Origin of the sequence: Streptomyces venezuelae, from assembly GCF_008642275.1 — a bacterium.
Lineage (GTDB): Bacteria > Actinomycetota > Actinomycetes > Streptomycetales > Streptomycetaceae > Streptomyces > Streptomyces venezuelae_E.
The window spans coordinates 3,862,057-3,875,217 of sequence record NZ_CP029189.1; the positions used below are offsets into that span (position 1 = coordinate 3,862,057).

The following is a 13,161-nucleotide window of genomic DNA, read 5'->3' on the forward strand; positions in this document are numbered from 1 at the left end:
GTCATGACCATCCGCGAATTCAAGATGCCCGACGTGGGCGAGGGCCTCACCGAGGCCGAGATCCTCAAGTGGTACGTCCAGCCCGGTGACACGGTCACCGACGGCCAGGTCGTCTGCGAGGTCGAGACGGCCAAGGCCGCCGTGGAACTGCCGATCCCGTTCGACGGCACCGTGCACGCCCTCCTCTTCGAGGAGGGCACCACGGTCGACGTCGGCCAGGTGATCATCTCGGTGCAGACCGGCTCCGGCGAGGCCGCCGCGGCCCCGGCCCAGGAGATCCCCGCCCCCGCCGAGGCCGAGGAGGCCGCCCCGGCCGCCCGCCAGCCCGTGCTGGTCGGCTACGGGGTCTCCGAGTCCTCCACCAAGCGCCGCCCGCGCAAGGCCGCCCCGGCGCCCGCCGTGGCCGCCCAGAACGGTACGGCGGCCCCGGTGGCCGCCCCCGCTCCGGCGGCTCCGGCCGTCCCGGCGCCGCTCCCCGCCGTACCGGCGCAGCCGGCCGGCGAGCGGCCGCTGGCCAAGCCGCCGGTGCGCAAGCTCGCCAAGGACCTCGGCATCGACCTGGCCTCGGTGGTCCCCACCGGTGACGGCGGGGTCGTGACCCGGGAGGACGTGCACGCCGCGGCCGCCGCGGCGATCACCCCGCAGGCCGCCGTGCCCGCGGCGGCTCCGGCCGCCGCCCCGGCCGCCGTGGCCGCGCCCGTCGCGGTGACCCCGGCCCCCGTGGCCGACGCCTCGGCGCGGGAGACCCGCATCCCGGTCAAGGGCGTCCGCAAGGTCACCGCGCAGGCCATGGTCGGCTCGGCCTTCACCGCGCCGCACGTCACCGAGTTCATCACCTTCGACGTGTCGCGCACGATGAAGCTGGTGCAGGAGCTCAAGGCCGACCCGGACCTGGCGGGCCTGCGGATCAACCCGCTGCTGCTCATCGCCAAGGCCGTGCTGGTGGCCATCCGCCGCAACCCGGACGTCAACGCGTCCTGGGACGAGGCGGCCCAGGAGATCGTGCTCAAGCACTACGTCAACCTGGGCATCGCGGCGGCCACCCCGCGCGGGCTGATCGTCCCGAACATCAAGGACGCGCACGCCAAGAGCCTCGGCGAGCTGTCGGAGTCCCTGTCCTCGCTGGTCGCCACGGCCCGCGACGGCAAGACCTCCCCGGCGGACATGCAGAACGGCACGATCACCATCACCAACGTCGGCGTCTTCGGCGTCGACACCGGTACGCCGATCCTGAACCCGGGCGAGTCCGCGATCCTCGCGGTCGGCGCGATCAAGCTCCAGCCGTGGGTCCACAAGGGCAAGGTCAAGCCGCGCCACGTCACCACCCTGGCGCTGTCGTTCGACCACCGTCTCATCGACGGCGAGCTCGGCTCCAAGTTCCTCGCCGACATCGCGGCGGTCCTGGAACACCCCCGCCGCCTGGTCACCTGGTCGTAGCGGACACGAGCACGAAGCCGGCGGCCGGTCTCCCCGTGGAGGCCGGCCGTCGGCCTTTCGGGCGGGGCGGGAAAGCCGTGGTCCGCTCCCTGCACCCCGTGTGATCATCTGCGGATGCTCTTTCGCGCTGCCACCGCAGACCCCGCACACCTGGACCGCGCCGTCGCCCACCCGGCCGACGGTCCCGTCCCCGCCCTGACCGCCGAGAAGGTCCGCGAGGAGCTCGCCGAGAACCGGATCAGGCCCGAGTGGATCTGGACCGCCGAGGACGGCGACGGGCGGATCCTGGCCCGCGCCCTGTGGTGGGGCCGGGCCGACAGCGAGCACCCGATCGCGCTCGACTGCCTCCAGGTGGCAGCCGGGGTGGCCGACCCGGCCGGGGTCGCCGCCGCACTGCTGGACGCCGGGCACGCCGCCTTCGGCGGGCTCCCGGGCTACAACCTCTCCCTGCCCCGCGGCTGGCGCGCCGACCCGGAGCTGGCCGCCGCGGTCGCCTGGCGGCGCGAGGCCGCGCACCGCACCGGGCTGACGCGCGAGATCGAGCGGCTGCGCTACGAGTGGACCCCGGAGGCCGGCACGGCCGCGCCCACCGGCCGGCTCGTCTTCCGCGAGGGCACGGACGAGGAGATGCTGGACGCCTTCGTCCGCCTCTCCCGGGGCAGCCTCGACCTGGCCACGCGGCACGAACTGCAGCTGATGGACGCCGAGCAGCTGGCGCGCGAGGACTTCGACTTCTACCTCGACTGCCCCGGCGAGCGCTCCTGGTGGCGCTTGGCCCACCTCCCGGACGGCCGCCTGGCGGGCCTGGCCATCCCGTCGGCGACCCCGTACCACCGCAACGTCGGCTACCTGGGCGTCGTACCGGAGCACCGCGGCCAGGGCCTGATCGACGAGATCCTGGGCGAGATCACCCGCTTCCACGCCGCGGCGGGCGCCGGGCGCATCACCGCGACCACCGACACCGTCAACGTGCCGATGGCCGCCGCCTTCGACCGGGCCGGGTACGAGGTCACCGAGATCCGCCTCGTGCTGGAAGCCCCGGAGCACTGAACCGGGCTCCCTTCCCCGGGAGGTAACCTGCCGCCCGGGGAAGGGGGCGCGGGTGTCCATCGCCGAACTGCAGGTGTACTCCGTCGAGGAGGCCGACGTCACGGGCGGGGTGTGCGTGGTCCGGTGCGTCGGCGGGGTGGCCCGGGCCGGACAGGTCTACGCCGTCGGGGAGTACCGGATCGGCCTGCGCGGCATCGAGCGCCACGGGCGGGCCGTCGGCTCCGTCGGCGCCGGGCACATCGCGAAGGTCCGCCTGGCGGGCCCCGTGGTCGCGCTGCTCACCCGCGGACAGGTGCTGACGTCGGTGCCGCCCGACGGGCACGCGCTGGAGGAGCTGGAGGTCTGGCTGGCCACGGATCCGCCGCTCGGGGACGAACCGCACCCCCGGACCCTGCGCGTCCTGGCCGGGGTCCGGATGCGGGACGAGCGGCTCCCGGACGGGATCCGGCTGCGCTGGGGCCGGGTGGCGCTGGCCGCCACCCACCGCTGCGCCCGGGCCGAGGGCGGGCCGGATCTGCTCCGGGCGCCCGAACGGGCCGGCCTGCAGGTCTACTTGATCCAGCAGTTCGGGCCGGGCCGGGGCGGTGATCCGGCCGCCCTGTGCCGGGAGCTGCTGGGGCTGATGGACCTGACCCCGGAGCAGGCCGCGGCGCAGGGCCGGGTCTGGCGGGACCTCCCGTACCACCGGATCCGGCACCTGCGCCGGATCAAGGGCCTGATCCCGTGGCTGGTGCTGCTGCGGCCCCACCTCGCGGACGCCGATCCGGCGGCGCGGGCGGCCGACGCCTGGGCGGCGGTCCGGTCCGCCCTCCCCTGAGGGCGGACCGGACGGCCCCGGCACGATCCGCAGGAGACGGTCTAGCGGGCCGCGTTGCCGAGGACCTTGGTCGGGGTGATGCGGACGACCACCCGGACGTCCTCGGCCGGGGCGTCCGCGTACTCCTTGCCGGCGCCCGGACCCATGTACTCCTCGGCGATGCGGACGGCCACCGCGCGGCCGACGTCCTCGGTGACGGTGGCGGTGCCGCGGATCTCGGCGTAGAGGAAGGGGTTGGCCAGGTCGAAGACGGTGAGGCCGACCCGTCCGTCGCGGACGATGTTCCGCTCCTTGCGGCGGCCCTGCTCGGTGGAGACCAGCAGGTCGCCGCCGTCGCGGGTCACCCAGATCACCGAACTCTGCGGGCTTCCGTCGGGGTTGATGGTCGACAGGACGGCGGGGTGCGGTGCGTCGAGCAGCCCCCGTACGGTTTCGTTCAGCTGGGCAGTCATGGCGGCGAGGCTAGTCGGGGGATGCGGTGGCCCGCCGCGGGTTTCCGGCCGCGGCGCCGACTTCCCGAAGTCGGAAACCGGCGGGTCGGCCCTCAGTTCCAGGGGATGTTGAGCCAGGGGCTGGCCGGGTCCGTCGTCAGCGCGAGGTGGGCGGCGAGGGCGGTCGTGTACCAGGTGCCGAACTCCTCCTCGTCGAAGTGCAGGCACCGGCCGAGGACGTACCCGGCGGAGAACTCCGCCCACGAGCGGTACGTGTCGCGTGCGGCCTCCCCGGCGCGCAGTACGGCCTCCTCGGCCTCGGCGACGGTGCCGTAGCGGCAGCCGACGCCCCAGCGGGCCATCTGGGAGGCCCGGCCGATGTCCCAGGCCTCCACGGAGCGGACCCAGCCGTCCTCGGGGAGCAGTCCGTCGGCCCGGAAGCGCTGCTCGTAGCGGGTGATCCGGCCGATGAGGCGTTTGACGCCGGCTATCTCCCCCTCGACCTCGGCGGCCGGCCGCGGCCGGGCGACGGTGACCCCGTCGGGGGTGAGCTGCGGCTCGGCGGCGCGTTCGGCGCTGCGGCGCAGGCTCGACTCGGAGGCGTGCCGCCAGTGCTCGATGTCCACCGGTCCGGCGAAGTCGGAGGCGAGGGCGCGGCGGACGCGGAGCACGTACTCCCAGACGGGGCTGACCATCCCGCGGTCCAGGAGCGTCTCCAGGGTGGAGAGCCAGTCGGCCCGGTCGGTGATGCTCCAGCTCTTCGCGACGCGGCGGCGCTCGTACTGGTAGCCGCTGCCGTGGTAGGCGAGGGCGTTCCAGAACTCGCCGTTCGTGACGGCGAGATGGCCGCCGACGGCGAGGCCGTGGGCGACGGGCCCGTGCAGCGGGCCGCCGGTGAACAGGGCGTGGACCTTGCCCTCGGGCAGGCCGTAGTGCGGGGCGGCCTCCGCGTGGGAGCGCCAGCGGGCCAGGTCGGCGGGGGTGGTGGTGAGGTAGGCCTCGGAGGGGGAGCCCGGGTTCACGGCGAGGAAGGCGGGGTCGTCGGCGGCCCAGACCTTGGCGAACCAGCGCAGGCTCCGCGACTCGTAGACCGTCTCGGGGGTGGGGGCGGGCAGCATGCCGGCGGTGTGGACGGCGAGCGTCCGGTCCGGGGCGGCGTGGAAGAACACCGCGTCGGGATGGGCGTCGGAGCGCCCGCGGGACTGCGCGACGTACAGCGGCGTACGGGCCAGGACGCCGAAGTAGGCGGCCCAGTCGCCGGCGGTCTTGGCCTCGTACAGCTCTCTCTCGATGGCGCTCGGCGCGATCCAGGTCCCCATGCGGCCCGAGCCTATACGGGCTCCTGCCGGGGCCCGAGGGAGCGTCCTCCGCCTTCCACGAGGGGGGTCAGGCCGTCCAGGAGGGCTCCCAGGCCGAGGTCGAAGAGAGCGTCGAGCCGCAGGTCGTAGCCGTCCTCGAAGGATCCGACCACGCGGGCGAAGGTCGGGAAGCGGCCGGAGTCCGTCAGTTCCCGCAGGACGGGGGCGCGGCCGTCCATCCACTGGTCGTCCGACTGCCCCGTGGCGGCTTCGGCGTCGGCCTCCAGTTCCAGGTGGACCGCCAGGCCGTGCACATGGCTGTAGAGCAGGACGTGGATGTCGAAGAGGGTGGTCGGGTCGAGTCCGTGGCCGTCGAGGGCGGCCAGCATCCACTCGCCGTGGACCAGCAGGTTGGGCACCAGCAGCGGGCGGGTGAGCGAGCCGACCCGGGCCAGCCACGGGTGCTTGCGGTACAGCCGCCACAGGGTCCGGGCGCCCACCTCGACGCGCGCCCGCCAGTGGGCGGGGGCGCCGGCACCGGCGGGGTAGGACTCCTCGCCGAAGGCGGCGTCGGCCATGAGCAGGACCAGGTCCTCCTTGCCCGGCACGTACCGGTAGGTCGACATCGGCGAGACGCCGAGCCGGGCCGCGACCCCGCGCATGGAGAGCGCGGCGAGTCCTTCGGCGTCGGCGATCTCGACGGCGGCGCGCACGATCCGGTCGACGGTCAGCTCCGGCTCGGCGTCCGGGGCGGGCGAGGGGCGCCGGCGGGCCGCCGGCGCTGCGGGGACGCTCCCGGCGACGACCGTGCCGATCCGGGGACGGGCCTCGACCAGGCCCTCAAGGCGCAGCGTGGTCAGGGCCTTGGTGGCGGTGGCGAGCGCGACGCCCCACTGCGCGGCGATCTGCCGGGTGGAGGGGACGCGGTCCCCGGGGGCGAGTTCGCCGTCCGCGATGCGCCGCCGGATCGCGGCGACGATCCGCAGGTAGGGCGGGTCACCGGCCGGGCCTGCCGCCCCTGTGGTCTGCATCACGTTCTTCCGCCTTTCTGTCCTGTACTAGTGCAGAGGGTACCAGCGGAGATCTTCTCCGGAGCTGTTCTGAGCTAGTACAGGAGCGCTGAAGTGTCAGTTGAGAGGCCTGTGTGTACGTCGTACATTCAGTGTGCGTACAGCGTACAAACCACTGAAGGAGCTTCTCATGCGGACCGTACTCATCTCCGGCGGCGGCATCGCGGGTCCCGTCCTCGCCCACCTCCTGCGCCGCCACGGCTTCGAGCCCACCGTCGTCGAACGCGCCCCCGGCGTCCGTGGCGGCGGGCAGGCCGTCGACATCCGCGGCGTCGCGCTCGACGTGGTGGCACGCATGGGCCTGCTGGAGCGGGCGAGCCGGGTACGCACCCGGATGCGCGGCATGTCGGTCCTCGGCCCCGACGGAACCGAGGTCGGCCGCTCCACCGAGGCGACCTTCAGCAGCGGCCGGCTCGACGGCGAGGACATCGAGGTGCTGCGCGAGGACCTGGTGCGGATGGTCCACGAACACACCCGCGCGGACGTCGCGTACCTCTTCGGCGACACCCTCACCGGGCTGGAGGAACACGAGGACGGGGTGCGGGCGGAGTTCGCGCACGCGGCGCCGCGCACCTTCGACCTCGTCGTCGGCGCCGACGGACTGCACTCCACCGTGCGCCGGCTGGCCTTCGGCCCCGAGGAGGACCACGCCCACCACCTGGGCAGCTACCTCTCGGTGTTCGGCACGGACAACTTCCTCGGCCTGGAGGACTGGCAGATGTGGCTGCGGGACGCGGACATGGGGTTCGGCATCATGCCCGTACGCGACAACACCGAACTGCGCGTCGCCTTCGGCTTCGAGTCGGCCCCCCTCGCCCCGGAGCTGCGCACCGGCGAGGCCCTGCGGCGGACCGTCGTCGAGAGGCTGGAGTCCCTGCGGTGGGAAGGGGCCCGCCTGGCCGAAGCCGCCCGCAAGGCACCCGACTTCTACTGCGACGCCATGGCCCAGATCCGGATGGACCGGTGGTCTCGGGGCCGCGTCGTCCTGCTCGGGGACGCCGGCTACTGCCCCTCCCCCCTCTCGGGTCAGGGCACCAGCCTGGCCCTGGTGGGCGCCCACGTGCTGGCCGAGTCCCTCGCCGGGGCGTCCGGCGACCACCTCGCCGCGTACGCCCGCTACGAGGAGCGGATGCGGCCCTTCGTCGACCTCAACCAGGCCCTTGCGACGGAGAACCCGGGCGGACCCGCGTCCGAGGAATCGGTGACCCGTGCCAAGAACGCGATCTCGCTGGACGGCTGACCCGGTGGCCACCGGCCGGTGCCGGTGCGGCACGCCCCCTCGTGCCACCGCGCGACCGTGCTGACCCCCTTGACGCCCCCGGGCGCCGGGGGGACGCTCCCGGGTCTTGGATCCGAACGGTTGCAGCTGGGGGGCCGCCATGCCGGAGGAATCTGTCCAGTCGGTGGGGGAGCTGCGCGCGCAGCTCGTCGCGCAGGGGGCGCGCTGGTCGGTCCTGGAGCACCTCGCCGACGAGGAGCCCGTGCCGCGGCCTTCGCTCGGCCTGGAGCCCGGGGCCAACCTGACCACCGCCGAGGACGCGGGGGTGATCGACCTGGCGGGGATCATCGGCCACGCCAGCGGCAACCCCCATCTGACCCGGCGCCGCGCGGCCCACGGGCTGCTGCCCGGAGTCCGGGGGCCCGCGGCCCCGGCCCGTCCCGCGGCCGTGGACTGGCGCAACCGCTGGGGCTGGCCGTGGATCACCAAGGTGAAGGACCAGAACCCGTGCGGTTCCTGCTGGGCCTTCGGCGCCGCCGGCCTCGTGGAGTCCATGGCCCGGATCGAGCACGACGTATGGGCGGAGCGTTCCGAGGGGGACGTCCACGACGGACTGCGCTTCACCTGCGGCCAGGGCAGCAACCCGGAGACCGCCCTCGACTGGATCAAGGCGAACGGCGGGCTCGCCGACCCGGACTGCTGGCCGTACAGCACTCCGCCCGCGGGGCTCCCGGCCGCCCGCCGCGACGCCTGGCGCGCCGAGTACACGCCCAGCTGGGACCGCTCCGGCCGGACCGTCCGGATCACCGACTACGTCCGGCTCGGCGACGTGGAGCAGCAGAAGGTCTGGCTGGACACGGTCGGCCCGCTGACCGCCTGCTTCGACGTCTACGACGACTTCTTCGGCCTCGGCTCGGGCGTGTACCACCGGACGAGCGACCGTCTCGCGGGCGGCCACTGCGTGCTGATCGTCGGCTACGACGACGCGGCCGGCTGCTGGCTGTTCAAGAACTCCTGGGGCACGGGCTACCACGTCGGCGGCTACGGCCGGATCGCCTACGGCGAGGTCGACATCGACCACTGGGCCAAGTGCGGCCTGCGCGGCACCAATCCCGACCCGTGGACCAAGCGCCGCCTGCACAGCGGCAACGTCTACGAGAGCGGCAACGGCCGCGCCCACCGCAACTTCGAGCTGCTCGCCACCGCCCCCGGCGGCCGCCTCCAGCACTGGTGGCGCGAGGGCGACTCCCCGTTCGCCTGGGCCCGCGCCGGCACCTTCGCCACCGACGCCTCCGGCCAGCCCGCCTTCACCGGTACCACCTACAACCGCAACATGGAGTCCCTGCACGTGACCACCGGCGGCCGGCTGCGGCACTGGTACTACGAGCAGTCCGGCGGTGCCTGGCGCGACGGCGGCCTCTTCGGGCCGGGCGACGCGGCCACCGGTTCGACGCCGGCGTTCATCCAGAGCGACTACGGCAAGCCGGGCAACTTCGAGGTGGTCGTCCGGACCGCCGACGGCCGCCTCAACCACTGGTGGCGGATCAACGGCGCCCCCTGGACCTGGAACGACGGAGGCCGCTTCGCCTCCGGCATCGCCCACTACGGGCCCGCCCTCGTCCAGACCCGCGGCCGCCACCTGGACCTCGTCGCCGCCCTCACCGACGGCCGGATGCAGCTGTGGTGGCGCGACGATCCGAACGGCTTCACCTGGCGGGCCGGGGAGATCTTCGGCAGCGGTACGGCGGCCGTCTCCGCGCCCTGCCTGATCGAGGGGCAGTTCGGGGCCGCGGACGAGGACACCGCGGGGAACTACGAGCTGTGCGTGGCCGTCGCCGGCGGCCGGGTCGAGCACTGGTGGCGCGGCAACGCGGGCGGCTCGCCCTGGCGGCGCAGCGCGGTCTTCGGACACGACGTCGCCTGCGTCACCGGGATGCTCCAGGGCAGTTTCGGGTTCAATCTGGAAGTCGTCGTCCTGCGCACCGACCGCCGCCTCCAGCACTACTGGCGCGACGGCGCGGGCTGGCACGAGGGGTCGGTGATCGGCCCCGTCTGAGAGGACCGGGCGGGCGTGGAGGTACGGAGCATCGTGCTGGTCCCGGACGAGCCGTACGAGCTGCGGCTCACCGGGCGGGGCGCGCGCGGGTACGTGTGGACCTGGCAGGTCACCGGGGACGCGGACACGGTGGCGGTGGCGGAGGCCGCCGCGGACCCGGCCGCCGCCGAGGCGCCGCCGGGGGCCCCGGTGGAGCGGATCTACGTGGTCCGGGCCCGGCCCCCGGGCGGGGGCCGGGCCCGGATCCGCTTCGCACAGGTCCGGCCGCCCTACCCGGACGAGGCCCCGTACGACGAGTTCGTCCTGGACGTGGAGGTGCCGGCGGTCACCGGCCGGAGCTGAGGACCTTGCGCTGCACGGCCTCCAGGGGGCCGTGGCCGAAGCGGCGCAGCCACAGCCACGATCCGGCGGCCAGGGTCAGGCTCACGCCGGCCCACAGGCCCATCACCCACCAGGGGCCGCTGCCGCCGAGCCGCTCGGCGAGGCCCAGCCCGATGCCGTAGCAGAGCAGCATGCAGAGCAGGTTCTGGGCGACGTAGCAGGACAGGGCGGTGCGGCCGACGGAGCCGAGGGCGAGGCTCACCGGGGCCGGGATCCACCGCCGGTCGAGGGAGAGGCCGATCAGGCCGATGTAGCCGAGGGCGAGCACCGGGGCGGCGCCGTAGCGGCCCAGGAGGTAGAAGTCGGAGCCGCCGAGGGTGGTCGCGGCGTTCAGCGGCAGCCCGAGGCCCAGGCCCCAGCCGGCCATCCGGGTCCGGATGCGGTGGCCCTCCGCGGTGGGGGTGAAGGCGCCCGCGCGGTGCAGCCGCACCCCGAGGAGGAAGAGGAACACGAGGAGTCCGAAGGAGACGACCGGCTCGATGCGCAGGGCGGGGAAGTGCTCCAGACGGAAGGCGACCTGGGCGGGGTAGCCGCCTGTGGCGTACAGCTCGACGGTGGCCGGATCCGGGTTCCTGGGGGCCCCGGCGGGCCGGCTCAGCGCGTCGAGGGTCGCCAGGGACATCAGCGCCAGGTGCAGGCCGGCGGCCGTCCACATGGCTCCCTTGCGCACCTTCTCGGAGCGGGCCAGCAGCCAGGCGACGAGCAGGGCCGTGACGGCGTACCCCATGAGCACGTCCCAGGCGAAGACGAGCGCGAAGTGGACGGTTCCCTCGACGAAGAGGAAGGCGGCGCGGCGCGGGTAGCGGCCGGGCCAGGGATCGCCGCGGCGGGCGGCCGAGTCGAACTGGATGGCCAGGCCCACCCCGAACAGGACCGTCAGCAGGGCCAGGAACTTGCCGTCGGCGAGGAAGCGGAAGACGCTCTCGGCGAGGTGCGCGGCGGAGGGGTCCGCGATCGGGTCGGGCACCTTCATCGAGCCCTGGAACACCCCCCACTCCGAGCCGGGCGCGGTGAAGATCCAGACGTTGGTCATGAGGGTGCCGAGGATCGCGGCGCCGCGCAGGACGTCGAGGAGCGGGAGCCGGGCGGTCTTGGGCGCCGCCGGGGCGAGCAGGGTTTCGGCCATGACTTCAGCGTCGCGGCGCGCGGGGCCCCGTACGTCCTGCGGGCGGACGAAGGCGCGGTACATCCTTCGGTGCAGCGGGCGGTCCGCGGACCACACCCGGGCTCTTTCCGGAGCGGTCCGCACCCACCGGCTCCCGCCCGGGGACGGGGTCCACATCCTGGACCCCGGCAGGGCTTGCACCCCTGTTGTATCTATCCTGTGCGCATGTCCGCCCCCACTGCTTCCGTGACCGCTGCCGACCGCGTCTACCAGCACGTCAAGCAGGGGGTGCTCGACCGTCGCTACGAAGGCGGCACCCTCCTGACCGAGGGCGAACTGGCCGCGGCCGTAGGGGTGTCCCGTACGCCCGTCCGCGAGGCGCTGCTGCGGCTGGAGACCGAGGGGCTGCTGAAGCTGTACCCGAAGAAGGGCGCGCTGGTCCTCCAGGTATCCGTGCAGGAGATCACCGACGTCCTCGAAACCCGGCTGCTGGTCGAGGAGTTCACCGTACGCAGAGCCGTACCGGCGTCACCGGGTCTGCTGGACCGGCTCGCCGCCCTGCTCGACGAACAGCGCCGGCACGCCGACGCGGGCGACCTCGCCGCGATGATGGCCGCCGACCGGGGCTTCCACGCCGAGATCGTGCGCAGTGCCGGGAACGAGATCCTGTGCCGCCTCTACGACCAGCTCCGCGACCGGCAGCTGCGGATGGGCGTGGCCCTGCTGCACGCCCACCCGGAGCGGCTGGACCGGACGCTCGCCGAGCACGCGGAGATCCTGGAAGCGCTGCGCGCCGGGGACGCGGACACGGCGGCCGCGGCGGTCCGCGGTCACATCGGCCGGGTCGAGGCCCTCGTGCGGGGGCCGGGCCGGTGAACGGCTCGGTGGACGCCTCGGTCAGCGGTTCGGTCAGCGGTTCGGCGAAGGGCTCGGTCAACGGCTCGGTCAACGGCTCGGCGAAGGGCTCCCTGGGCCTGCCCGCCGACCCGCCGGGCGGTGGCAGGGCCGTCGCCGTCTGGGGCATCGGCGTCGCCGTCTACTTCGTGGCGGTGATCTTCCGTACCAGCCTGGGCGTGGCCGGCCTGGACGCCGCAGACCGCTTCCACGTCAACGCCTCGGCGCTGGCCGCCTTCTCCCTCCTCCAGCTGCTGGTCTACGCGGGCATGCAGATCCCGGTGGGCCTGATGGTGGACCGGCTCGGCACCAAGAAGGTGCTGACCCTGGGCGCGGTGCTGTTCACCGCCGGCCAGCTCGGCTTCGCGCTGTCGCCCTCGTACGGGATGGCACTCGCCGCGCGGGCACTGCTGGGCTGCGGCGACGCGATGACCTTCATATCGGTGCTGCGGCTCGGCACCCGGTGGTTCCCGGCCCGGCGCGGCCCGCTGATGGCGCAGCTGGCCGGGCTGGTCGGCATGGCGGGCAACCTCGTCTCCACCCTCGTCCTCGCCCCGGTCCTGCACGGGGTCGGGTGGACCGCCGCGTTCGCGGGCAGTGCGGTGGCGGGGCTGGTGGTCCTGGTGCCGCTGACGCTGTTCCTGCGGGACCACCCCGAGGGGTTCGGGCCGGCGCCGTCGCAGCACGCGTCCGGTGGCTTCGTACGCCGCCAGATCCGCGAGTCCTGGGCCGAACCCGGCACCCGGCTCGGCCTGTGGGTGCACTTCACCACGCAGTTCCCCGCGATGGTGTTCCTGCTGCTGTGGGGCATGCCCTTCCTGGTCGAGGCGCAGGGGCTCTCGCGGACCACCGCGGGCGGGCTGCTGACGCTGGTCGTCGCCTCGAACATGGCGCTCGGGCTGGTCTACGGCCAGGCCGTCGGCCGCCGCCAGTCCGCGCGGATCCCGCTCGCCCTGGGCACGGTCGGTCTCACCGCCCTGCTGTGGGCGGCGGTCCTCGCGTATCCCGGCGACCGGGCGCCGATGTGGCTGCTGGTCGCCCTGTGCCTGGTGCTGGGCGGCTGCGGACCGGCGTCGATGATCGGCTTCGACTTCGCCCGCCCGGCCAACCCGCCGGAGCGCCAGGGCACCGCCTCCGGCATCACGAACATGGGCGGCTTCATCGCCTCCATGACCACCCTGCTGACGGTCGGCGTCCTGCTCGACGCCACGGGCGACAACTACCGCATCGCCTTCTCCACGGTCTTCGTCCTCGAAGCGCTGGGCGTGCTCAGCATCCTGCGCCTGCGCCCCCTCGCCCTGGCCCGCGAGGCGGCCAAGGGCCGCGCCGCCCTCCCCGCCCAGCCGGAGCCGGTGTCCCGGGCGGGTGTGTTCCCCGAGGCGGCGGCGCGCGAGGCCCCGTAG

The 13,161-nt window shown here is 74.1% G+C and carries 12 protein-coding genes; 8 read left to right on the plus strand and 4 right to left on the minus strand.

Annotated elements, in window-relative coordinates; genetic code table 11:
* Nucleotides 1-3: 3 nt before the first annotated feature.
* From DEJ51_RS17005 to DEJ51_RS17015, 3 genes are all read left to right on the plus strand, one after another.
* A complete protein-coding gene (locus DEJ51_RS17005; protein WP_150258326.1) occupies nucleotides 4-1,437 on the plus strand; it encodes a dihydrolipoamide acetyltransferase family protein in 1,434 nt (477 codons plus the stop codon).
* 114 nt (nucleotides 1,438-1,551) lie between these two features.
* Entirely contained in the window at nucleotides 1,552-2,487 is a 936-nt protein-coding gene (locus DEJ51_RS17010; RefSeq protein WP_150258327.1) for a GNAT family N-acetyltransferase, read from the plus strand.
* A 52-nt stretch (nucleotides 2,488-2,539) separates the two neighbouring features.
* A complete protein-coding gene (locus tag DEJ51_RS17015; protein WP_150258329.1) occupies nucleotides 2,540-3,304 on the plus strand; it encodes a hypothetical protein in 765 nt (254 codons plus the stop codon).
* A gap of 41 nt (nucleotides 3,305-3,345) precedes the next feature.
* Here DEJ51_RS17015 and DEJ51_RS17020 read toward each other — a convergent pair whose 3' ends face one another.
* From DEJ51_RS17020 to DEJ51_RS17030, 3 genes are all read right to left on the minus strand, one after another.
* On the minus strand, nucleotides 3,346-3,756 hold the full coding sequence (locus tag DEJ51_RS17020; protein WP_150258330.1) for a PPOX class F420-dependent oxidoreductase: 411 nt from the start codon (nucleotides 3,754-3,756) through the stop codon (nucleotides 3,346-3,348).
* Nucleotides 3,757-3,848: 92 nt separating this feature from the next.
* Nucleotides 3,849-5,054 carry a DUF1266 domain-containing protein gene (locus DEJ51_RS17025; RefSeq protein WP_150258332.1) on the minus strand — a complete coding sequence of 402 codons (1,206 nt, stop codon included), beginning with the start codon at nucleotides 5,052-5,054 and terminating at the stop codon, nucleotides 3,849-3,851.
* A gap of 11 nt (nucleotides 5,055-5,065) precedes the next feature.
* Entirely contained in the window at nucleotides 5,066-6,064 is a 999-nt protein-coding gene (locus DEJ51_RS17030; protein ID WP_150261974.1) for a GntR family transcriptional regulator, read from the minus strand.
* Nucleotides 6,065-6,233: 169 nt separating this feature from the next.
* Here DEJ51_RS17030 and DEJ51_RS17035 point away from each other — a divergent pair, with 169 nt between their 5' ends.
* The 3 genes from DEJ51_RS17035 (at nucleotide 6,234) to DEJ51_RS34545 (ending at nucleotide 9,720) form a co-directional block, all read left to right on the plus strand.
* Nucleotides 6,234-7,343 carry an FAD-dependent monooxygenase gene (locus DEJ51_RS17035; RefSeq protein WP_150258334.1) on the plus strand — a complete coding sequence of 370 codons (1,110 nt, stop codon included), beginning with the start codon at nucleotides 6,234-6,236 and terminating at the stop codon, nucleotides 7,341-7,343.
* A gap of 139 nt (nucleotides 7,344-7,482) precedes the next feature.
* The gene (locus DEJ51_RS35560) at nucleotides 7,483-9,378 is read left to right on the plus strand and encodes a C1 family peptidase (RefSeq protein ID WP_150258336.1); all 1,896 of its coding nucleotides are present in this window, start codon (nucleotides 7,483-7,485) and stop codon (nucleotides 9,376-9,378) included.
* Nucleotides 9,379-9,393: 15 nt separating this feature from the next.
* Nucleotides 9,394-9,720, plus strand: coding sequence for a protease inhibitor I42 family protein (locus DEJ51_RS34545; protein ID WP_190620425.1), 327 nt, complete (start codon nucleotides 9,394-9,396; stop codon nucleotides 9,718-9,720).
* Here DEJ51_RS34545 and DEJ51_RS17045 read toward each other — a convergent pair.
* A complete protein-coding gene (locus DEJ51_RS17045; RefSeq protein WP_150258337.1) occupies nucleotides 9,704-10,885 on the minus strand; it encodes a DUF418 domain-containing protein in 1,182 nt (393 codons plus the stop codon). The genes DEJ51_RS34545 and DEJ51_RS17045 overlap by 17 nt on opposite strands.
* A gap of 204 nt (nucleotides 10,886-11,089) precedes the next feature.
* On the opposite strand from DEJ51_RS17045, the gene DEJ51_RS17050 reads away from it, so the two are divergent.
* Nucleotides 11,090-11,740 carry a GntR family transcriptional regulator gene (locus tag DEJ51_RS17050; protein ID WP_190620427.1) on the plus strand — a complete coding sequence of 217 codons (651 nt, stop codon included), beginning with the start codon at nucleotides 11,090-11,092 and terminating at the stop codon, nucleotides 11,738-11,740.
* A gap of 98 nt (nucleotides 11,741-11,838) precedes the next feature.
* Nucleotides 11,839-13,161: an MFS transporter gene (locus DEJ51_RS17055; protein WP_190620938.1), complete on the plus strand. Its 1,323-nt coding sequence runs from the start codon at nucleotides 11,839-11,841 to the stop codon at nucleotides 13,159-13,161.